Here is a 21,236-nt window from a genome sequence, read left to right as displayed (position 1 = left end):
AATTTCGTCGATGACATGTATGTGCCCCAGCCATACGCCTCAGCCCGCCAAGGCTCATACCTGATCTCAATTGCAGAATGTAAAGGAAGATAACCATGACCCTGCTCAACCCGTTTTTTGGTGAATTTGGCGGTATGTATGTGCCCCAGATCCTCATCCCCGCCCTGCTCCAGCTGGAGAAGGCCTTCGTCGATGCCAAGGATGATCCGGCCTTCGTCGCCGAGTTTCAGGCGCTCCTGACCGAGTACGCCGGTCGCCCGACGCCGCTCACCCTCACCCGCAATTTGACCCAGGGCACCAAGACCCGCCTCTACCTCAAGCGTGAAGACCTGCTGCACGGCGGCGCCCACAAGACCAACCAGGTGCTGGGTCAGGCCCTGCTCGCCAAGCGCATGGGCAAGCACGAGATCATCGCCGAGACCGGCGCCGGTCAGCACGGTGTGGCCACTGCGCTGGCCTGCGCCCTGCTCGGCCTCAAGTGCCGGGTCTACATGGGGGCCAAGGATTGCGAGCGCCAGAAGCCCAACGTGTTTCGCATGAAGCTGATGGGTGCCACCGTGATCCCGGTGCACTCCGGCTCCAGCACCCTCAAAGATGCCTGCAATGAGGCACTGCGCGACTGGGCTGCCAACTATGAAACCGCCCACTACCTGCTCGGCACCGCCGCCGGCCCCCACCCCTTCCCCACTATCGTGCGGGAGTTCCAGAAGATGATCGGGGAAGAGGCCAAAGCCCAGTGCTTCGAAAAAGAAGAGCGCCTGCCGGATGCGGTGATCGCCTGCGTTGGCGGCGGCTCCAATGCCATCGGCATGTTTGCGGACTTTATCGATGAGCCTTCCGTGCGTCTTATCGGCGTCGAGCCGGGTGGTCACGGCATCGAGAGTGGCGAGCACGGTGCGCCGCTGGGTCACGGCAGCAAGGGGGTCTTCTTTGGCATGCACTCCTTCCTGATGCAGGACAACCAGGGCCAGATCCAGGAGTCCTACTCCGTCTCGGCAGGGCTGGACTTCCCCTCCGTCGGCCCGCAGCACGCCCACCTGGCCGCCATCGGCCGCGCCGAGTACCCCTCGGTGACCGACAAGGAGGCGCTGGACGCCTTCCAGGAGCTGGCCAAATCCGAAGGCATCATACCAGCGCTGGAGTCCTCCCACGCCCTGGCCCACGCCCTCAAGATGGCCCGCAGTGAACCGGAAAAAGAGCAGGTGCTCATCGTCAACCTCTCCGGCCGTGGCGACAAAGACATCTTCACCGTTGCCGACATCTTTGAAAAAGAAGGAACCTTGTCATGAACCGTTACGCACAACTCTTTTCCCGTCTGGACAAGGCCAATCAGGGCGCCTTCGTGCCCTTCGTGATGCTGGGTGACCCCACCCCCGAATTGTCCCTGGCCATCGTCGATGCCCTGGTCGAAGGGGGCGCCGACGCCCTCGAACTCGGCATTCCCTTCTCCGATCCGGTGGCAGACGGCCCCACCATTCAGGGTGCCGCCCTGCGTGCCTTTGCCAGCCACACCACCCCGGACGACTGCTTCGGCCTGCTCGCCCGCATCCGCGCCAAGTACCCACAGCTGCCCATTGGCCTCCTGGTCTACGCGAACCTGGTCTATGTGCGCCACATCGACGGCTTCTACGAGAAGTGCCAGCAGGCAGGGGTGGACTCCGTGCTGGTGGCGGACGTGCCGGTGCAGATGTGCGAGCCCTACAAGGCGGCCGCCGACAAGTTCGGCATCGACAGCATCTTTATCGCCCCGCCCAACGGCGATGCCGAGACGCTCAAGGCTGTTGCCGAGCTGGGCTCCGGTTACACCTATCTGGTGAGCCGCGCCGGCGTGACCGGTGCCGAGACCAAGGCCGGCATGCCGGTGGAGGGCCTCATCAACACCCTGCGCGAGTTCAACGCCCCACCCGCCCTGCTCGGCTTTGGCATCAGCGAACCGGCCCAAGTACGTGAAGCCATCGCCGCTGGCGCCGCCGGTGCCATCTCGGGTTCGGCCGTGGTGAAGATCATCGAGACCCACCACCAGAACCCGGAGCATATGCTCACTCGTCTGAAAGAGTTTGTGGAAGGGATGAAAGCCGCGACCAATCGATAGGGGACGGCATTGGTCAAATGCCATTGGCCGTGTCTACAGAAAAGGGAGCCTGATAGGCTCCCTTTTGTTATCCGGCGTCAGCGGTTTACTCCTCTGTAGGTCTGATTAGCGAAGCGTAATCAGACGTTCGCGGAATTGATGCTGATGCTATGGCGCGGCTCCGCCACGCAGGACACGAGGGCGCCGCCCTCGACGGGGTTTCGCCCGCAGCTTCGCGGCTGGGGCGAGTGACTTTGGAAAGACCCAAAGTCACCAAAGGTCTTCTCCCCCGCTTATTCGCCCGACTGACGTCGGGTACCTTCGGCTCATCCTCTTGTCCAACGGCACGCGCCGATGGGCCTTTGGCCTCCGCCATCCATGGCTTCGCCCAAAGCCCGCTTCGAACATCCATGTTCTCGCGCCAAATCGGGTCGAGCTGTGCTCGCCCTTTCCCGATTTTGCCCATGGCCCAGCGCCGCTCGCTCGGCATCCTGCCTCGCGGCCTGGACAAGAGGGCTCGCCTCAGCGAATAAGAGGGGGATCAATACCGTGCCAACCCACAGCCCCGTCTAACAGCAGATACACTCCCTCTCCCCTTGGGAGAGGGCTGGAGTGAGGGGGTGGTGCATTTCCAGCCAAGCAAGTTGCTCACTTAGCGCACGCCTTAATGACTAATTTATTGATCCAACACAGATTCCTGCCAAGACACGCTTCTCAACGCGCCACTCTCCCCCTTAAGATACCCGAATGACAATCAACCTCTCGGGCACACCATGAAAGCGATTGTTGCTATCTCGCGGGTTAATAACAGCGGACTGGGGGCTGGAACTCAGGGGCGGTAGCTTTGCCCACAGTTGCCATAGTCAACACCTTTCCTGTGTTTTGACACTTTGGAAAAGCCTGAGCAAAAAAAAAGCCGTGAATAGATGAAGATGTCAGAGGCTGGTCAGTAATATTGTGATTTAAATTGAATTTTTCTTGGTAGCTATCAGGACAAAGCTGAGTTATATGGAAAGCTCTGCTATCGGATTAGTACCACCTCCCATCTAATAACTTTTTGGTTAAATTATTTCAGTTAGGAGATATAACTCTATGGCAGTAGAACGAGTTGAAGCAATTAAAACAACATATAATGGTATTGAATACCGTTCACGAACAGAAGCTCGCTGGGCTGTTTTTTTTGATGGCATCGGAGTGAAATTTGAGTACGAGAAAGAATATGTAGAACTGTCAAATGGTCAAAAATACCTACCAGACTTTTTTCTTCCTGAGTTCAATGCATTTTTTGAGGTGAAGCCAAATTCAGACGCGATAGTAACTGAGGAATGTGTAAAAGCTCGTCAGCTTTCTCAGGATCTGGCTGATGAGCATATTAATGTTTGGTTAGCTACTGGTGGTCCATCAGAACAAAATGGAAATGTGATACCACTAAACCACTGGGATTTGTCAGATGACATTGAGCATATTCTATCAGTCAGAGAAAACCGCTATATGTTTTATCAGGACCGTAGAGATGAGGGTATCTACTGGCTATATGCTGTGGACTATACAGATACTATGAGATCTGCATACTATATTGGTGGTTGGGGAACTGAAACGGATCATATGAAAGAGCCAATGATGTTTGGTCAGGTTCAGGCTGCCTATAAACACGCTCGAACATATCTGTTCTAAAACCAATAAAAATAAACTTTTTAAGAATGATTCGCAACGTCTGGCATTTCCATTATTCCTTGCATTTTTGTGTTTAAGGTAGCCTGCTGAAGCTTAGAAATTGAGTTGCTCACACCTTAATATGCGTTATGTGACAGAGAAATCATCAGATTAAACAGAGAGGTAAAATGTCATTTAATATTGAAATACCTATTTTAGATAGTATCAAAACTATAACAGTTGACGCAGGCTCGTCTGTAATGATTGTAGGGGCAAATGGAGCTGGAAAAACACGACTAGCTGCTTACATTGAAGAATCAATGGGTGATAAAGCACATCGAATTGCAGCACATAGAGCGTTATCTCTCAATCCGAGCGTCACTAAAGTTAGTGAACGTCAAGCCCTTAAAGCTTTAAAGATTGGCAGTGATGGTGATTGGGCTCAAATGATACATCGAAAAGGTTCGCGTTGGGGAGATAATGCCCCAGTTTCACTGCTTAATGATTTTGATTACTTGCTGCAGGCACTGTTCGCAGAACAAACAAATAGATCTTTAGATACTCATAAAAAAGTTAGATCTGGCGACTACAGCGAAGCTATTGCTACAAAATTTGAGATATTATCTGAAACTTGGCAAGAGTTATTACCCCACAGAGAGTTGCACATAAGTGGTGATAATATTCAAGCCTCTATACGAGGAACTGACAGCTTGTATTCAGCTAGAGATATGAGTGATGGTGAACGTGCAACATTCTATATTTTAGGACAGGTACTTGTTGCTGATGAAGGCTCATTGTTGATTTTTGATGAGCCTGAGCTTCACATCCATAAATCGATCATGTCTAAACTTTGGGATAAATTGGAAGCATTGCGTCCAGATTGTGCATTCTTATTTATAACTCATGATCTAGAATTTGCATCAAGTCGAGTGGCGGATAAGTATGTTATTACTTCATACAACCCTCAACCTTATTGGGTCATAAATAGCGTTCCTAAAGATACTGGTTTTGATGAGCAATTAGTAACACTGATAATGGGAAGTCGTAAGCCAATTCTATTTATTGAAGGTAGCTCTAATAGTCTTGATATAATGACATATCGCAGTTGCTACCCTGAATGGACTGTTATTCCTCGCGGTTCTTGCGAGCAAGTGATTCATTCTGTTGTGACTATGAGACAAAACTCAGAACTGACTCGAATTTTATGCTCTGGTATTGTTGATGCTGATGACTACAGTCGCGAGGATATTGAGTACCTAGATGGGCTTGGTATCAAATCAATACCGGTATCAGAAATTGAAAATATTTTTTTACTGCCTCCCGTGAGTCAAGCAATCTTAAAATTTGAAGGCTACTCTGGATCGGATCTTGAATGTAAATACAACATGTATAGCGAAGCAATATTTAATAATATCAAATCAGAGCAAATAAATGATGTGGTTTTAAGGTACAGCAGGCGACGTATAGACAGAAACCTAAAAAAAGTTGATTTAAGTAGCGCATCCTCAGTTGAGGAGCTGTCGTCAATTCTAGATTCGAAGCTATCAGAATTAAATATTTCGGCTATTTCTGACTTCAAGAAAAAAGAAATAGATAACGCCATTGAAAATAAAGATTTGTATACCTTATTGAAGCATTTTGACAATAAGGGCTTACTGGCATTAGCTGCAACTAATTTAAAAGGTTGCAAGTTAAGTAACTTTGAACAGTGGTTGTCAAGGATACTGAGTCAGCAAGGTAACAATGCAGTCAAAATGGCAATAAGACAACAATTGCCGAACTTAGATGCAAGATAATATCACCTAAAAACCACTTCCAGTTGAATTCATAACGTGTGCCGAATTGGCTATCTCTCAGCCATAGCACACGTTTACTAACAAAACAAAAATCAGGACACCCACCTTTCTGAGTAAGACGTTGCATAGCCAAGCCACAAAAATATGGGTGTCCCAGTAATTTCTCCATCTGACCCTGGCGGAATGACAAATATAAATCGAAAAACAAAACGATTGGCCATCATCTGCACCTTCCTGTTTCTGATCCGACTCGAATTTCGCGCCTTTGGTTATGACCTGCTTTATCACAATCCAAATGAACCCTACGGCATATCGGATTTGATTGAAGGAATGTTAACCCTCATTTATCTGGTGAGCTTGGGTCTCTGCATAATGCATGCATTGCGGGTATTGCTCCGGCACTGGGATCTAGGTGCCTTTGGGGCTTCAGCCCTGCTAGCTCTCTGTGCCGCCCAGTGGCATAGCTATGACTATCTTCATCACTTGGCCGCCAGTCTCAGCAACCCCTAGGACCCCTTCCCCACACCCGCCATCCCATCAATACCAGCATCAATACAATCCCCGGCAGCCAGACCCAGTAGAGCTCGGAGAGGATCACCGCCTCACCTCGGGCGGTGAGATAGGCCTCCAGCTTGAAGGGGGCAACCCGGATCAGCTGCCAGGGGGCGAAGAAGCGCTCGTCAAACCACGGCCAGAGCCAGCCAACCCCCTTGCCGCCAGTGGTGAGGGAATCGAGCAGGCTGTGGGAGAACAAAGAGACCAGACGGTGGAATGTTTTGAGTATTCCTCTGAACAGACAGGCTTGTCACCATTCATGGCTCAAAGCGCTTGCCATGGGTATCCATCTTACGCATCATTCACCATTTATAGAGTCATACGAAAACGGAATGGTGATGAAAAAAGGGTTATTCCTGCTTTTAATGCTGTTGCAAGCACAAGTTTTAGCCGAAGGCGCACCTCTGAAAGCCAAAGACCCGCTCGATTTTGTTCCCAAGGGATATGTCGTCTTTGAGAAAATCGAGGGGGATTTAAACAAGGATGGCCAGAGTGATATGGTCATCGTCATCAAAGGCACTGACAAGCGCAATGTCATTGTTGACGAATACCGTGGTGAGCTGGATCGTAATCGGCGAGGTCTTATCATCGCGTTCAATAAGGGGGATCACTATGAGCTGGCGCTCGATAATCCAAGCTGTTTCTCCTCGGAGAATGAAGATGGTGGTGTCTATTTTGCCCCTGAGCTTTGGGTCTCCGTAGAGAAAGGGATCTTGCAGATCCACTATGGCCATGGACGTTATGGTTACTGGTCTTACAAATTCAGATATCAGAACGCCGGTTTCGAATTGATTGGCTACGACCTGAGTGAAAACCGCGGCCCCCTCGTCGAGCGGGTGACGAGCATCAACTTCTCGACCAAGAAAATATTAATAAAGGAGAACATCAATCAGAATGCGCAAGAAGATGGTGACGAGATCTTCAAGGAAACCTGGAAACGATTCACCTTGCCAGCACCGTTTACCCTAAAAACGGTTGCTGACTTTGATGGTTTTTACTATGACAAACTGTACAAAATCATTTTCTAGATACCTTGCAGGGTATCTGGATGCAAAAAATAAAGATATGAGACACTGTGAATCCAAGCAAAAGTAGCGTATGCCAAGGCTTTGTGTGAATTTGTACATACAAGGAACCGCAGTGAATAAAAACAAATTATCCAATTACTGTCAAGCGCAGTGATAGTTCAGGAAACCAGAGAATGAGAGAGTTGATCCAACGGATTGGTGAGATGGAAAACTGCAAGGTATTGCCACCTTCAGGCATTCCTGACATGGATATTCCAGATGATTTAAAAGAATTTTATTCACTCTGCGGTGGTGTCATTCTTTTTGAGGCAAGTGACTATTGTTTCAAAATCTCGACACCAGCAGAATTAATCCCTGCGAATCCATCTATACTGCCTGAAGGATATGAGCAAGACATACCCAAAGATGATATGTCCAATGATTTCTATATCATCGCAAGAAATGGCCCTGAACAAGCAATAAGCATAAATCTCGGGTATTCTCAATTTGGCTACTGTTACGATAGCTTCTGGGACCTCCATGCAACGAGTGATTCCCCCATAATCGCATACAGTTTCACATCGCTCTTGAATAACTTGGTCAAAAATAAAGGTTCTTGTCTTTATTGGCTCAATTCAAGCTTTGTTAGTTTGGGGTACTTATATGGCTAGGCGCTTTACAAGGGCTAGCAAACGACAGGGTAACGCCAATTAACATACTGGCAAACAGGTGAGGCCGGGAGCATGTGCCCACAGCCAAAAGTACCGACATATCGCACACCCGCCTTGCTGAGCAAGGCGCTGGATAGCCAGAACACAAAAGATGGGTGTCTACGTTTTTGATTTTCGACTCCCATAGGGATACAGCTGCAATCGCTGCATCACCCCGCCAGATCGACGCCCTTTCGCTTTCCTGCTTGTTGCCAATCACGGCATCGTTGTCGCCTCGCTCGACGGAAGTCGGCAGGAGCGAAGGGGCTTTTTTCATACATCTGCTCACTCAGCAGCCCGCTTAAAACAATAATTTTTCACTAATGTATTGAAGCTAATAGTATTTTTCTCCCCCCCTCTTCCCATGACCCGATCAGAGCCCTTATGATAGCCAAACGACAATCCCTCTCTCGGGAGAAGGCCATGACAGCGATTGTTGCTATCTCGCAGGTTAACAGCAGCGAACTGGGGGCTGGAACTCAGGGGCGGTAGCCTTGCCAGGATTGTGGCGCCAGACTCGAAAAAGATGGCGCTCAATGCAGGTTCAACCACTGCAAGGGCTTCGATTTCGACCAATAATCCGGCAACATAGCCGGGACTTTTTCATCGTATCGAGATCTGAGTGTGACCAAGACTCCAATTCTGCTTTTAGTCGGCCGCGACGATTGGCAAAGAGATGAAGCATTGAACCAGGCCCTGCTGACCAGATTGAGAAAAAACAATGTCGACATTCGTTGGGAGGATCCAGCGGCCAGCTTCATTTTTTCATTCAGAAAATGGGTAAAACGGCTCCGTCTTCTTCCAAAACGCCTGGAACGATTACATCTTCGGGCGGCACAGGTACTCTATGGTATCTTGCACCCATCGTATTTTTCCTATCTGTATCACAGGAAAGACAACGCTGTGTTATCTCGTTGTGATTTTCTCAAGAAGACAATCAGCAGCCAGGGTATCGCTGAACGTGTCATCGTGCTTGCACGCTCTTCAGGTGGACGGGTGTCATCATTGATCGCCGATGAACTGGGTCTCAAGAAAATAATTTGCCTGGGCTACCCTTTCAAACATCCTGATTCGCAGGATGAGCCAGAACGTTATCAGCATCTGGCACATCTCCAAACTCCCATGCTGATTATCCAGGGTGTTCATGATGAATATGGTGGTCTGGGTATAGAAGATCACTACCCTCTCAGTGAGAATATTCAGATTTCTTATTTTGATACGAATCATAATTTCACTGTCGATGATGCCACCATCACCCGATTGGTTGATGCCATTGAAAACTACTCGGGTTTGGTGAAACGGTCTTGATATTTATAAACAGATGCATGTGTTGAGACCAGGGACGGTTTGAAACAGGCGGGATAATCAGTTCACCTGCCTATTGACCAGAGGTGGTTCTTCTTTGATGATGAGACCACTTTTTTATTATTACCTCCTTTCCGGCTAATTACTATTGAGGTATTCTTGAAAAGTGAAGGATGCCCAATCTGTGGCTTTACAGATATAACCGTGTTGAATGAGTTTAATTACACCACGTTTGATATTTGCGAATGTTGTGGTGCCGAGTCAGGTTTTGATTATGATCAACACTCCACACCTGAGCATTTTTCCAAGATCCGTCATCAATGGGTTGAAACAAAAAAATTGCGCATGGTGGGGGAGTAAAAAATCGATTCCATTAAACTGGGGTCCAAAAAAGCAAATGGCGCTTGCCAACATTGAGATGTCTCTGTAGCAGCCAGTTGTTGGCAAACCATGCAGCACACCACTCACCAAAAACCGGCACTTGAAAACAGCCACGGGTTCTATATTAACCATTGAGAAAATATGAGCTACCGACTCACTGAAAAGGAAATGCAAAACGTCCTTGCTCTTCCGTCGACAGAGCGTGTCATGCATTTCATCAAACGCGTCGCAGACCAGGAGTCTGCCTGGGGATTGCGTGCATCTGACGGCTGGGTGTCTGGCGATATTGATGGTTGTGGCAAGCCAGCATTTGCCATCTGGCCTCACCCTGAATACGCCAGCGTATGTGCCACGGGTCCTTGGTCAACGGCGAAACCTGAGATCATTGGCCTGGACGACCTGATAGGCGAGTGGTTGCCTGAAATGTCCAGACTGGGCATTCCGCTCGCAATATTCCCCACCCCTCAGGACGCCGCTGTGACCATGACGGCACAAGCGTTATCGGCAGCCCTGGCATATGAGCTGGAAAACTACTAGGTGTCAGCGGTCACCCATTCCTGTCGGGCTTCTCATAACGGCGCCTGAACTCGGACCTCAGCAGATAAAAGAAAAGGAGCATCTTTTGAACCCAGACTACCTTGAAACCGGCAAACAGTTTTTTGTTGGGTGGGGGACATTGATGCTAATCAATGCTGTCCTCGCCCAAGGGAAGAATCGTAGCGGTTTGGCCTGGTTTTTTATTTCATTGCTGCTAGGCCCGGTTGCAACATTGATATTGGCTCTGGTTCCAAAAAGAACAGAAAGTCAATGACAAGACATGCTTTAACCATGATGCCTTTCAATTTTTTGATAACAGGTGGATCATGTAGCGATTCATTTTTATCAATTTGGCAGGCTCTAAAAATCAGTCAATATGCTTGGAAAAAACAAATTATATCGCTGTGAACTGGCGCTATATGAATTTTCCTGGTTGATGTTCATGTTTGCACCGCAATCCAGGCCGTGTATCAATCCCTCACCATGAATATATTTCCATCAGACATATTCGGATATCCCGGTACGGACCTGGTATCTGATGGTGCGCTCATGCTCTCAATCTGAGGCTCATCAAAAATGAACCCCCTTTTTCTATCCGAAAGACATCCTGTTTCCCATAAGGCGGCCATTCTTGCTGATGAAGGAACTTCGGTCTGGCTCTACATGACAGACTCCGGGTCTGATTACCCTGCAGCGGACTGTTGGCTGCTCAATACGGTACCATCCCCTGAACATCTGAATGAGTACTGCGGCAACAACGCACCGCCGGCAATCCTCAAGTTTGTTGTTCCTGGTAGTGAAGGTGATGCGCCCCTCGAAAGCGATATTGAGCTGCGTTGGGCGCCTGACGGTCATTCCGTCGCCCTGTTGGTCAAGGGTACGCCACTGGGGTTTATTGCACAGGGAAACAAACATGGCTACAGCAAGAATCTGGTGACTGCCAGCCCGTTTGGCATGCCATTTGAACAAGAGCTTTATGAGCGGTTGTTCCCATGATCACTCTTGTCTTGTCGGCCTGTCATTCAAGACGTTCATAGCCTTCACTGGTCTGGATTGAACACCCCATCTTGCCAACAGGTCGGGCAATATTGCAGCCAAATCCCCAACACAGAATCTGCCGCAGAAGAAATTTCTGTTATGCATGTTGACCGTGAGATAGGTTGCCGCCGCTGGATATAACACGCCATAACATAGAATCTGAGAAGGCAAAATGGACAATCTGGAAAAAATCAAAAACCTTATTCCGCTATGGTATGCACAAAGGAAGTGGGCTGAAGAGCTGCTTGTACGTGTTTTTCATCTGGCCTCCGCAGAGGAAATATTGGAGCCAAAGCATAGGGGAAGCATGACCATACCAGGGACTCATTGGGTCTATCGTACTCATGGTGTTGGTGTCGATATATACCGAACTGCTTCTGTCGGTGGAATAGACTTTGATTTCAACAAGCCAGATCCCGACGAATGGCGCTTAAAAATATTCTTTGAAAAACAGTACAATGAAGGCAACCTCTCTTTCACCGCGTACCGCGAGCTGTATGAGGACGAAGAACTGCTTGACCGCGTTATAAAAATGGCGCTTGACAGGTGATCTACAACACCTGTCGTTTATCAAACCCATATCTGGTTTTAGTGGGTCGTGTCACGACAGGGCGGCGTAGATTTCCCGGGCAAGGTGTCATTCGATCGGGAGGATAATGATGGACATTCGACATAGAGAGCCCGTCAAAGAGTATGTTATCAAGGCAGGCATGACGTCTGTTTCGAACAATTCCAAATGGAATCGTCTTTTTGCGTTGCTGCATCAGAGCAACAGGTTCTTCCAATACCGGCGAACGGATCTGGATGGTTCCACATTTCCAGAAGATGGCAAGAGCTATACACCAGAACTGGCCCAATATTGGGGCAACTTATGGACCATGGAGTTCCTGGACGTCCTGGCATACCAGGCTCACTCCAGAGGGGCATTGCTGGCACCGGATATTGAAGATTTCACGGATGAAGCGATTCATATTGCGAGCCAGGCCGGTGTCAAATTTACCATGCTGGAGCGTGGTATCCGGGTCTGGGGCTATGTGAGAAAAGAGAGCCATCCCTTTTTCGTCTGCATGCACAACCAGTCTCTACAGGCGCAGCGGCAGGACCACTGCGCGAACTAGCGTACTGTGTTGACCCTTATTTTTCTGCATTGCGCAAACGACTTGCGCCCCAAAAAGAGCGACGAATGTCTTGGTGCAAATACATGCCCTACACAGGGTTGTGTCACTGGACATATCAACCATCGTCACCACAACTGATGTTGCAGGTAAAACAATATGCTCGATGAAATACAGCTGGCATTTACGCCAGACAATGTAAAACAGGTTTTGACATGGGGCGCCCATCCAGAAAGTGCACCTCATCATCATGAGTCCATTGCTCACTGGTGTGAGGCTTTCTGGAACAAATACGCTGATATAGATGCCCCCGCAGAGATTGATGCCGTGATGCCCATACTCGCGGAGGTAGAATCGAACTGGGATATCCACGTTGCGTTGAATAAAGAGTCTGCCTCCATGCCTGCTGAATGGTTTGTCGCATGGTTATCTCAACTACCGGAGTGACAAGGCAACTCCCCGTCAGGCCGGAATCGCAAAATAGCACCTCGTGACAGAATAGGGAGCCGGAAGAAGATGACCCATCGTTGAATCACACCAACTGGCATGGCTGATTAACGCAGCGAAAGGCTCGCGACAAGCGCCTGATCCTCCATATTTCGCATCCAATAAGTGAATCGCCCCATGATAAGAACACTTATCCAACTTCTGTTGACACCGCTTCTGGCGGTTGCCTTCCTCTATCTTTGCAGCCTGCCGGAGGATCTCTATTTCGACCCGCCGCTCTTAAGCTATGTCGTCATGTTTCTTGTCACTCTGGCTGGCACCACCTATGGCAGGATCAAGGCCTGGCGCGCCTCCTGACCGACCTCATCACAGATTCTCAAGGCTGCGCAGACGCAGCCTTGAGCCCATGGCGGGCATTGCCTACAATGACCCACTTTTTATCACTCTCAGGTAAATAAAATGAGCGACAACAAACCTGCACTGCCCGACCGTCTGGCGGCCAACCCGCGCAGCCCGCACCATGTGGCGGAGTGCTTCGAGCACGAGATCGGCATTCGCGTGAACGGCAAGGAGCGCACCAATGTCGAGGAGTACTGCATCAGCGAAGGTTGGGTGAAGATCCCCTCCCCCAAGGCCAAGGATCGCTACGGCAACCCCATGCTGATCACCGTCAAGGGCACCGTCGAGGCTTTCTACGCCTAAGCGGCCCTGACCGCGCGCCCCGCCGGGCCCGCCGCCATGCTGTTCAGAACACCGGCCTTGCGCCGGTGTTCTGCTGTTAAGGGCGGCCCAGGGTTACAGGCACCTCTCTTTCTTTGCTCTCTGTTGCCTTCCTGTTTCTTCCTTTCCTTCCCTTTCTTTCGCCTTTTCCTTTTCATCTGGGCCCTGATCCGGCAGGCGAGCCGCCTTTGGCATCCAGGCAGGGCGACGCTCTTGTCATCCCTGCCGGTTTACCCAGGCCATCACCGCCCCACTCACCCTCGGGAGCGCGACTTGCCGCCCTGCCAGCGTTGCAGCGCAGCCCCCGCCAGCACCAGCAGGATGCCGAGCAGATCGCTCGCGGCCAGCCGTCCGGCCAGGGCATCGAGCAGGGCGCCCCCCGCCAGCTGGCCCGTGACGATGAGCAGGGCGCAGGCCAGGGCGCCGATCCGGCCGATGGCCCAACTGCTGATGGCGACAAACAGCGCCCCCAGCACCCCGCCGAGCAGCAGCCAGGGATCGAGCCCGGCGAGCCGCTCCCAGGGTGCCCCTTTGAGGATGAGCAGGGCGCCGAGCAGCCCGAAGCCGAGCAGGTGGTTGGCAAGGGACGCCGTCATGGCGCCCCGGGCGCTGGCGAGGCGGCCGTTGAGGGTGCGCGACAGGCTCACCGCCACGCCGTTCAGCAGTCCCAACAGGATCAGAAGGGTCATGGTGTTTCTCCTAGCCGAGCACGATAAACAGGGCGCTGGCCATCACCAGCAAGGCGGTGAGCAGTCCCATCAGGATCAATATGGTCACGGTGTTTCTCCTAGCCGAGCACGATAAGCAGGGCGCCGGCCATCACCAGCAGGGTGGCGAGCGCGTCCTTTCCCGAGGGGCGGCGGCGAGCCAGTCCGAGCCAGCCGAGGCCATCGCACAGGGCACCAAACAGCAGTTGGCCGAGCAGCAGCAGGGCCAGGGTGCCCGCCATGCCGAGGGGCGAGTTGAGGCACAGGGCCGCCAGCACCACGGTGAGCGCCCCCGGCAGACCGCCGAGCCAGGCCCAGGGCGGGGCCGCCTCCGGCGTCGGGGGCCTTGGGGAGAGCCACCACAGGAGCCCGGCCACCAGGCTGCCGACCCCGTGGGCCAGCCAACTTGCGAGCCAGGGGTCGGTGGCGCGGGACAGGGCGCCGTTCTGGGCGATCATCAGCGCCAGCAGCAGGCCGGCGGCGAAGGCGGCCAGGGCACCCAGGGTCTGGCCAAGTGTCTGGCCGAGGGCGGGGCGGCCGGGGCCGCGGTCAACAAGCGGGGGGATCATGGGGTTGCTCCTTGGTTGAACTGATGAGCAGGGTAAATTGTTTTTGATTTGGGGATAATCTACCCTCCTGGAACAACATTGTTTCCATAACGAGAACAACATGAACCAGGAAGCCTTCGCCCTGCTCCCCGCCTTCGTCGCCGTGGTGGAGTCGGGCACCTTCTCCGGCGCCGCCCGTCAACTCGGCCTCAGCAAGTCGGTGCTGAGCAAGAAGGTGAGCCAGCTCGAGCAGGCCCTCGGCTGCCAGCTCCTCTATCGCACCACCCGCTCCCTCACCCTCACCGAGGCGGGGGAGCGCTACTTCGAGACGGTGCGCCATGCAGTGCGCCTGGCCAGCGACGGGGAAGATGCCATCGGCGCCCTGCAATCGGCCCCCCGCGGCCTGCTGCGGGTGACGGTGCCTATGGTCTATGGCCGGCGCCACATCGCTCCCCTTGTCCCCGAGTTTCTCGCCCTCCACCCCGAGGTGCAGTTGCAGCTGGAGATGAGCGACGCCCGGCAGGATCTGGTGGCCGAGGGGTTCGACGTGGCGGTGCGCATCGGCGAGCTGGAGGATTCGAGCCTGGTCGCCCGCCGCCTCGCCCCCTGTCTCAGCACCCTGTGCGCCGCCCCCGCCTACCTGGCACAGGCCGGCACGCCCCGCATCCCGGCGGATCTCGAGCGCCACAACTGCCTCTTCTACTCCCTGTTTCGCGGCGGCACCCAGTGGCGGCTGCACGGGCCCGAAGGAGAGGTGGCCATCACCCCCAGGGGCAATTTCGAGGTCAACAACAGCGATGCCATCCACACCGCGCTGCTGGCGGGGCTTGGCATCGGCAACATGCCGGACTTCATCGTGGCGCGGGATCTCGCCATCGGGCGGCTGGTGCCCGTCCTGCCAGACCATGCCCTGCCCGAGCACGGCATCTGGTGCGTCTATCCCAAGCGCCGCCACCTGCCCGCCAAGGTGGAGGCCTGGCTGGCCTTCCTGCAGGCGCGTCTGGGGCTGCGCTGAGGGGGGCATCGGGATAACCGGAACGGTTCACGTTTTTTTCATCGGGAAGGGAGTAGAGTAGGCAGCAAACCAAGCATCTGTTTTTATTGGAAAAGCATTCAGGGGACGAGCCACGGCATCGCGCCCCGCACCCCACAGGGAGCCCCATGATGAAGAAAACCGCGATTGCCCTGACCCTCACCAGCCTGCTGACGCTGCCGCTCGTTGTCTCATCCGATGCCTGGGCCGCCCCGGTGCGCTCCCTGCAAAAGGAGCAGAATTACGAGCAGTTCATCAGCAAGCGCCAGGTGGTGGATCAGCTGCTGGCAGACGCCGCCCGCATCTTCCACTCCCCCGCCCGGGTCTCCGATGCGGGCTTTACCGCCAAGATGCCGAGCAACATGGAGCAGGTGACCACCCTGCTGCTGGAGGCCCACCAGCTTGAGCCCTATCGCACCGATCTGCTCATCTCGGCGGCCAACGCCCAGATCTACAACGGCAACGTGGACAGGGCCATCGCCCTGTTCGAGCAGGCCCTCACCGCCGCCCCGGACGATCTGGACATCAACACCTATCTGGCCACCTGGCAGCGCTTCAAGGGCAACCAGGCCAAATCCGATGGCTACCTCAAGCGGGTCGGCGAGCTCAATGCCGGTCGCGCCGCCGACTTGCAGCGGCTGTTCGCCACCGTGGACAGGGTGGTCGCCACCCCCCTCAAGGAACGTCAGGGACGGGGCGAGAAGAAGGGGCGCCGCGCCATCGTCACCCTGGGCTATGCCCTCAATCCCGATGGCTCCATGCACGACATCCTGCTGGGACGCCTCGAGACCACCCGCGCCCTGGCCCAGGCCGATCCGGCGGCCCTCGTCATCCTCACCGGCGGCGTGCCCCAGAACCGCCAGACCGAGGGCAAGCTGATGGCGGACTGGCTGGCGAAAAAGGGCATCGACCGCTCCCGCATCATCGAGGAGAACTACGCCACCAGCACGGTGGAGAACGCCCTCTACAGCGGCTATGCCCTCGCCCGCCACGAGATTGAGTTCGCCACCCTGGTGAGCTCGGCGAGCCATGTGCGCCGGGGCCAGACCCTGCTGGAAATAGCCTGCTGGCAGAGCGGCCCGGCGAACATCCGCATCGACAGCGTCGCCTACCCGGACAAGCCCCTCTCGGCCCTGGCCAAGGCAAGCCCGGAGGAGCTGCTTGGCATCTACCGGGACGCCCTGCGTACCTATGGCCTGTGGAGCTACCGCTCGGCCCCGCTGGTGGAGCGCTGATCCCCCGGCCCCGCCACCCTGGCGGGGCCTTTTCCTCTCTTCCCCCTGCCAGTCACTGCGCCCCCTGGGGGCTAGCCCTTGGCCCCTTGCGCCAGCCACCCGATAGACGGCGGGTGAGCAAGCTATCCACTTTCTGGCATATCTCAATCAGATCATTGATTTACCGTTCTTTTTCTAAGAACCAAACGGCATGAGAGCACCCTTCTCGTTCCTTCGCCCCCGGGGATGTTCAGATAAAGATGTGGCTTCCAACACCCCCAACAAGGAAGTGCATCATGACAGCAAAAGGCATCTCTCTGTGGCTCGCGGCCTCCATGCTGCTCGGCCAGTCCGCCCAGGCCCTCGACGTCACCGTGGCCTACCAGACCTCCGCCGAACCTGCCAAGGTAGCCCAGGCCGACAACAGCTTCGCCAGGGAGAGCGGCGCCACCGTGGATTGGCGCAAGTTTGACAGCGGCGCCAGCGTGGTACGGGCGCTCGCCTCCGGCGACGTGCAGATAGGCAACATCGGCTCCAGCCCCCTGGCAGTGGCGGCGAGCCAGAATCTGCCCATCGAGGTGTTCCTGCTCGCCTCCAAGCTCGGGGAGTCCGAGGCCCTGGTTGTGAAGCAGGGGCTCGCGAAACCCGAGGATCTCGCGGGCAAGCGCATCGCCGTGCCCTATACCTCCACCACCCACTACAGCCTGCTGGCGGCCCTCAAGCACTGGAACGTCGACCCCGCGACGCTGCAGATCGTCAACCTGCAACCACCGGCCATCATCGCCGCCTGGCAGCGGGGCGACATCGACGGCGCCTATGTCTGGGCCCCCGCCCTCAACCAGCTCACCAAGGAGGGCAAGGTGCTGACCGACTCCGCCCAGGTGGGTGACTGGGGGGCGCCGACCCTGGACGTCTGGGTGGTGCGCAAGGACTTTGCCAAGGCCCACCCCGAAGTGGTGCAGGCCTTCGTGAACAGCACCCTGGCCGCCCAGCGTGACTACCTGGCCAACCCCGACGGCTGGCTCACCAAGCCGGACAATCTCGCCAAGCTGGCCAAGCTGAGCGGCGTTCCCGAGGCGGACGTTCCCGCGCTGGTGAAGGGCAACACCTACCTCGATGCGAAGGCCCAGAGCGCCGAGCTCGGGCGCCTCGTCAACCAGACCATCATCGACACCGCCCGCTTCCTCGAGAGCCAGGGCAAGGTCGCGAACGCCGCCTCGGACTACCGCCAGTTCGTGACCGATCGCTTCGTGAAAGCCGTGGCCCAGTAAATCCAAGGAGACGACCATGCTGCTGCTCTCTCATGTGTGCGCCGAGTACGCCGGCAGGCGGGTGCTCGACAACATCAACCTCTCCCTGTCCGAGGGGGAGCTGATGGTGGTGCTGGGGCCCTCGGGCTCGGGCAAGACGACCCTCCTCAACCTGGTGGCGGGCTTCGAGCCTTGCCACCACGGCCAGATAAGCCTTGAGGGCAAGCCGGTCACCGGCCCCGGCGCCGAGCGCGGCGTGGTGTTCCAGAGCGAGGGGCTGCTGCCCTGGCGCAACGTGCGAGACAACGTGGCCCTCGGCCTGCAGCTGGCGGGTGTGCCCAGTGCCGAACGCACCGAACAGGCCCAGGCACTGCTGCGTCAGGTGGGGCTGGAGGGGGCCGGCGATCGCGCCATCTGGCAGCTCTCCGGCGGCCAACGCCAGCGGGTCGGCATCGCCCGGGCCCTGGCCACCCAACCCCGCCTGCTCCTGCTGGACGAGCCCTTCGGCGCCCTGGACGCCTTCACCCGGGAGCAGATGCAGACTCTGCTGCTGCGCCTGTGGCACGAGCACCGGCGTCAGGTGCTGCTCATCACCCACGACATCGAGGAGGCCATCTTCATGGCCACCGATCTGGTGCTGCTCTCCCCCTCCCCCGGGCGGGTGACGGAGCGGCTGACCCTGGATTTCGGTCGCCGCTTCGCCGCCGGGGAGCCCTGCCGCAGCATCAAGTCCGATCCGGCCTTCATCGAGCGCCGTGAATACGTGCTGGAACGGGTGTTCGCAGAGCGGGAGGCCTTCGCATGACTCTCGCCCTCGCCCGGCAACGGGATCTCACCCACGCACGGGCAGCGGGCTGGCCCCTGTCCCGCCGCCTGACCCTGAGCCTCGCCACCCTGATCGTGCTGCTGGCCCTGTGGTGGCTGGTGGCCCACTTCGGCTGGGTCGACCCCCTGTTCCTGCCGCCCCCACAGCGGGTGTTGGCACAGCTCATCACCATCGCAGGCCCAACGGGCTTTATGGATGCCACCCTGTGGCAACACCTGGGGGCCAGCCTGGGGCGCATCCTGGTGGCGCTCGCTGCCGCGGCGTTCTTTGGCATCACAGTGGGCATCGCCATGGGGCTCTCCCCCACGGTGCGCGGCGTGCTGGATCCCCTCATTGAGCTCTACCGCCCGGTGCCGCCGCTCGCCTACCTGCCACTCATGGTGATCTGGTTTGGCATCGGCGAGACCTCCAAGGTGCTGCTCATCTATCTGGCCATCTTCGCGCCCGTGGCCCTGGCGACCCTGGCGGGGGTGCAGAGCGCCAACGCGGTGCGAGTGCGGGCGGCCCAGGCGCTGGGCGCATCCCGGTCCCAGGTGCTCTGGCACGTGATCCTGCCAGGAGCCCTGCCGGACATCCTGACCGGGCTTCGCATCGGGCTCGGGGTGGGCTGGTCCACCCTGGTAGCGGCCGAGCTTATCGCCGCCACCCGGGGGGTGGGCTTCATGGTGCAATCCGCCGGCGAGTTTCTCGCCACCGACGTGGTGCTGGCGGGCATCCTGGTGATCGCCCTGATCGCCTTCGTACTGGAACTGGGCCTGCGCGCCCTGCAGCGCAGGCTCACCCCCTGGCATGGAGAAGGACAATGAGCCACAGGCTGACCGCTTTCCTTCGCCCTCCTTTCCTATTGGCATCGGGCCTTCACGCCCCCAGACATGGAGCAAGACCATGACCGACAAGTTGACCATTACCCCCCTCGGCCCCCACATCGGCGCCGTCATCGCCGGCGTCAATCTGGCCGAGCCCCTGAGCCAGGGGCAGTTCGAGCAGCTCCATCGCGCCCTGCTCAAATACCAGGTGCTGTTCTTTCGCAACCAGCCCATCACCCCGCGAGCCCAGCGGGCGCTGGCGAACCGCTTCGGGGATCTGCACATCCACCCCGTCTACCCCCACACGGAGGAGGCCGAGGAGATCATCGTGCTCGATACCCACGACGACAATCCGCCGGACAACGACAACTGGCACACCGACGTGACCTTTATCGAGACGCCCCCGGCACTGGCCATTCTGGCCGCCAAGCAGCTGCCCCCCACCGGGGGGGACACCCTCTGGGCCAGCGGCATCGCGGCGCTGGCGGCCCTCTCCCCGCCCCTGCAAACCCTGCTGGCAGGACTGGAAGCCGAGCACGACTTCACCAAGTCCTTCCCGGCCCATCGCCATGATGACAGCGAAGAGGCGCGCCAACGCTGGCAGGCAGCCGTGGCCCGTCACCCGCCCCTGCGCCACCCGGTGATCCGCACCCATCCGGTGAGCGGCCGTCAGGCCCTGTTCGTCAACGAGGGGTTCACCACCCGGCTGCCCGGGCTGCCCCCCAAAGAGAGCGAGGCCCTGCTCGGCTTTCTGTTCGAGCACATCACCCGCCCCGAGTTTCAGGTGCGCTGGCGCTGGCAGGAGAACGACATCGCCATCTGGGACAACAGGGTGACCCAGCACTATGCCAATGCCGACTACCTGCCGGCCCGCCGGGTGATGCACAGGGCCACCATTCTCGGGGACAAGCCCTTCTGGCGCCCGGGCTGAACGTCCCCCATGGAGAGCGACCATGAGATAACGCCCAGCAAAAAGCCCGCCGGCTGGCGGGCTTTTTCATCATCTGACGGGCCTGGGTGTTGCTATCGGCCCTTGCGCTCCGGCCACCAGGGTGAAGCCCCGATGGCCGGTCTCAGCCCTTGAGCTCCAGCACGGTGGTGAAGCCCCCGAAAATCATGCGGGCGCCGTCAAACGGCATGGTCTGGTGCAGGGGATTGGCGGGGTCCATCCTGGGGTCCTGCATCATCTTGCCCATGGCGTCGTCCCGCACCGCCTTGCTCGGCCACTCCACCCAGGAGAAGACCACGGTTTCATCCTCCCTGGCCGCCACCGCCCGGTAAAAGTCGGTCTGCTTGCCGTGAGGCACGTCGTCCCCCCAGCACTCCAGCACCCGGGTGGCGCCGTATTCGAGGAAGATGGGGTCAAACTGCCCCGCATGATCGATCAGGGCCTGCTTGTTGGCCGTCGGCACGGCGAGCACGAATCCGTCCACGTATGACATCAGAGGTTCCTCCTGTGAGTGAGGATCTCAGCATAGCAGCCGCCCTTCAGCCCGCGCTCTGCACCGCCCCGCGCA

At 56.1% G+C, this 21,236-nt stretch carries 25 protein-coding genes and 1 pseudogene; 22 read left to right on the top strand and 4 right to left on the bottom strand.

Annotated features, from left to right (window positions below):
* The first annotated feature begins 95 nt into the window (after window positions 1–95).
* The 4 genes from trpB (at window position 96) to AB7E19_RS02940 (ending at window position 5,520) form a co-directional block, all read left to right on the top strand.
* On the top strand, window positions 96–1,289 hold the full coding sequence (gene trpB, locus AB7E19_RS02955; protein WP_257713699.1) for a tryptophan synthase subunit beta: 1,194 nt from the start codon (window positions 96–98) through the stop codon (window positions 1,287–1,289).
* Window positions 1,286–2,092, top strand: coding sequence for a tryptophan synthase subunit alpha (trpA, locus tag AB7E19_RS02950; RefSeq protein WP_113725446.1), 807 nt, complete (start codon window positions 1,286–1,288; stop codon window positions 2,090–2,092). The genes trpB and trpA overlap by 4 nt, the downstream gene beginning before the upstream one ends.
* Before the next feature lie 1,071 nt (window positions 2,093–3,163).
* Entirely contained in the window at window positions 3,164–3,745 is a 582-nt protein-coding gene (locus tag AB7E19_RS02945; protein WP_319892767.1) for a hypothetical protein, read from the top strand.
* A gap of 167 nt (window positions 3,746–3,912) precedes the next feature.
* Window positions 3,913–5,520 (top strand): AAA family ATPase, encoded by a 1,608-nt coding sequence (locus tag AB7E19_RS02940; protein WP_427934600.1) that lies wholly within the window; start codon window positions 3,913–3,915, stop codon window positions 5,518–5,520.
* Between the two features lie 496 nt (window positions 5,521–6,016).
* On the opposite strand, the pseudogene AB7E19_RS02935 reads toward AB7E19_RS02940, so the two are convergent.
* Window positions 6,017–6,283, bottom strand: a pseudogene (locus tag AB7E19_RS02935) (metal-dependent hydrolase); the annotation flags it as partial.
* 13 nt (window positions 6,284–6,296) lie between these two features.
* Here AB7E19_RS02935 and AB7E19_RS02930 point away from each other — a divergent pair.
* The 12 genes from AB7E19_RS02930 to AB7E19_RS02875 all read left to right on the top strand — a co-directional run bounded on the left by AB7E19_RS02930 (window position 6,297) and on the right by AB7E19_RS02875 (window position 13,317).
* On the top strand, window positions 6,297–7,103 hold the full coding sequence (locus AB7E19_RS02930) for a hypothetical protein (protein ID WP_427934599.1): 807 nt from the start codon (window positions 6,297–6,299) through the stop codon (window positions 7,101–7,103).
* Between the two features lie 173 nt (window positions 7,104–7,276).
* Window positions 7,277–7,753 (top strand): SMI1/KNR4 family protein, encoded by a 477-nt coding sequence (locus tag AB7E19_RS02925; protein ID WP_427934598.1) that lies wholly within the window; start codon window positions 7,277–7,279, stop codon window positions 7,751–7,753.
* Between the two features lie 663 nt (window positions 7,754–8,416).
* Window positions 8,417–9,100: an alpha/beta family hydrolase gene (locus AB7E19_RS02920; protein WP_161646853.1), complete on the top strand. Its 684-nt coding sequence runs from the start codon at window positions 8,417–8,419 to the stop codon at window positions 9,098–9,100.
* A 156-nt stretch (window positions 9,101–9,256) separates the two neighbouring features.
* Complete coding sequence (locus AB7E19_RS02915; RefSeq protein ID WP_427934597.1) at window positions 9,257–9,457, top strand: hypothetical protein; 201 nt, start codon at window positions 9,257–9,259, stop codon at window positions 9,455–9,457.
* A 162-nt stretch (window positions 9,458–9,619) separates the two neighbouring features.
* Window positions 9,620–10,015 carry a DUF2750 domain-containing protein gene (locus AB7E19_RS02910; protein WP_368220009.1) on the top strand — a complete coding sequence of 132 codons (396 nt, stop codon included), beginning with the start codon at window positions 9,620–9,622 and terminating at the stop codon, window positions 10,013–10,015.
* An 85-nt stretch (window positions 10,016–10,100) separates the two neighbouring features.
* Window positions 10,101–10,289 carry a hypothetical protein gene (locus AB7E19_RS02905; RefSeq protein ID WP_048208017.1) on the top strand — a complete coding sequence of 63 codons (189 nt, stop codon included), beginning with the start codon at window positions 10,101–10,103 and terminating at the stop codon, window positions 10,287–10,289.
* 302 nt (window positions 10,290–10,591) lie between these two features.
* The gene (locus AB7E19_RS02900) at window positions 10,592–11,011 is read left to right on the top strand and encodes a hypothetical protein (protein ID WP_144034704.1); all 420 of its coding nucleotides are present in this window, start codon (window positions 10,592–10,594) and stop codon (window positions 11,009–11,011) included.
* A gap of 214 nt (window positions 11,012–11,225) precedes the next feature.
* Window positions 11,226–11,603 carry a DUF6896 domain-containing protein gene (locus tag AB7E19_RS02895; RefSeq protein ID WP_113725068.1) on the top strand — a complete coding sequence of 126 codons (378 nt, stop codon included), beginning with the start codon at window positions 11,226–11,228 and terminating at the stop codon, window positions 11,601–11,603.
* A 109-nt stretch (window positions 11,604–11,712) separates the two neighbouring features.
* Window positions 11,713–12,171 carry a DUF6678 family protein gene (locus AB7E19_RS02890; protein ID WP_323900169.1) on the top strand — a complete coding sequence of 153 codons (459 nt, stop codon included), beginning with the start codon at window positions 11,713–11,715 and terminating at the stop codon, window positions 12,169–12,171.
* Window positions 12,172–12,327: 156 nt separating this feature from the next.
* Window positions 12,328–12,615 carry a hypothetical protein gene (locus tag AB7E19_RS02885; RefSeq protein ID WP_048208020.1) on the top strand — a complete coding sequence of 96 codons (288 nt, stop codon included), beginning with the start codon at window positions 12,328–12,330 and terminating at the stop codon, window positions 12,613–12,615.
* 177 nt (window positions 12,616–12,792) lie between these two features.
* Entirely contained in the window at window positions 12,793–12,972 is a 180-nt protein-coding gene (locus AB7E19_RS02880; protein ID WP_139736969.1) for a hypothetical protein, read from the top strand.
* 102 nt (window positions 12,973–13,074) lie between these two features.
* Window positions 13,075–13,317: a DUF3297 family protein gene (locus AB7E19_RS02875; RefSeq protein ID WP_010673692.1), complete on the top strand. Its 243-nt coding sequence runs from the start codon at window positions 13,075–13,077 to the stop codon at window positions 13,315–13,317.
* Between the two features lie 272 nt (window positions 13,318–13,589).
* Here the strand turns inward: AB7E19_RS02875 and AB7E19_RS02870 are convergent, their stop codons facing one another.
* The gene (locus AB7E19_RS02870; protein ID WP_045524056.1) at window positions 13,590–14,024 is read right to left on the bottom strand and encodes a DMT family transporter; all 435 of its coding nucleotides are present in this window, start codon (window positions 14,022–14,024) and stop codon (window positions 13,590–13,592) included.
* 98 nt (window positions 14,025–14,122) lie between these two features.
* The gene (locus AB7E19_RS02865) at window positions 14,123–14,611 is read right to left on the bottom strand and encodes a DMT family transporter (RefSeq protein WP_274449800.1); all 489 of its coding nucleotides are present in this window, start codon (window positions 14,609–14,611) and stop codon (window positions 14,123–14,125) included.
* Between the two features lie 100 nt (window positions 14,612–14,711).
* On the opposite strand from AB7E19_RS02865, the gene AB7E19_RS02860 reads away from it, so the two are divergent.
* From AB7E19_RS02860 to tauD, 6 genes are all read left to right on the top strand, one after another.
* On the top strand, window positions 14,712–15,605 hold the full coding sequence (locus AB7E19_RS02860) for a LysR family transcriptional regulator (protein WP_161653013.1): 894 nt from the start codon (window positions 14,712–14,714) through the stop codon (window positions 15,603–15,605).
* Window positions 15,606–15,754: 149 nt separating this feature from the next.
* Window positions 15,755–16,858 carry an ElyC/SanA/YdcF family protein gene (locus AB7E19_RS02855; RefSeq protein WP_010673688.1) on the top strand — a complete coding sequence of 368 codons (1,104 nt, stop codon included), beginning with the start codon at window positions 15,755–15,757 and terminating at the stop codon, window positions 16,856–16,858.
* Window positions 16,859–17,133: 275 nt separating this feature from the next.
* Window positions 17,134–18,108 carry a taurine ABC transporter substrate-binding protein gene (gene tauA, locus AB7E19_RS02850; RefSeq protein ID WP_042014206.1) on the top strand — a complete coding sequence of 325 codons (975 nt, stop codon included), beginning with the start codon at window positions 17,134–17,136 and terminating at the stop codon, window positions 18,106–18,108.
* Between the two features lie 16 nt (window positions 18,109–18,124).
* Complete coding sequence (gene tauB, locus AB7E19_RS02845) at window positions 18,125–18,892, top strand: taurine ABC transporter ATP-binding subunit (protein WP_319887487.1); 768 nt, start codon at window positions 18,125–18,127, stop codon at window positions 18,890–18,892.
* Window positions 18,889–19,719 carry a taurine ABC transporter permease TauC gene (gene tauC / locus AB7E19_RS02840; RefSeq protein WP_042864156.1) on the top strand — a complete coding sequence of 277 codons (831 nt, stop codon included), beginning with the start codon at window positions 18,889–18,891 and terminating at the stop codon, window positions 19,717–19,719. Before tauB ends, tauC begins: the two co-directional genes overlap by 4 nt.
* 79 nt (window positions 19,720–19,798) lie before the next feature.
* Window positions 19,799–20,650, top strand: coding sequence for a taurine dioxygenase (tauD, locus tag AB7E19_RS02835; RefSeq protein WP_043155533.1), 852 nt, complete (start codon window positions 19,799–19,801; stop codon window positions 20,648–20,650).
* A 142-nt stretch (window positions 20,651–20,792) separates the two neighbouring features.
* Here the strand turns inward: tauD and AB7E19_RS02830 are convergent, their stop codons facing one another.
* The gene (locus AB7E19_RS02830; RefSeq protein ID WP_010673687.1) at window positions 20,793–21,161 is read right to left on the bottom strand and encodes a DUF1428 domain-containing protein; all 369 of its coding nucleotides are present in this window, start codon (window positions 21,159–21,161) and stop codon (window positions 20,793–20,795) included.
* Window positions 21,162–21,236: the final 75 nt, after the last annotated feature.

The sequence above is a fragment of the Aeromonas sp. genome, assembly GCF_050252055.1.
GTDB lineage: Bacteria > Pseudomonadota > Gammaproteobacteria > Enterobacterales > Aeromonadaceae > Aeromonas > Aeromonas caviae.
Note: the sequence above shows the minus strand (reverse complement) of the source record. Positions and strands in the feature narration are given on the sequence as shown.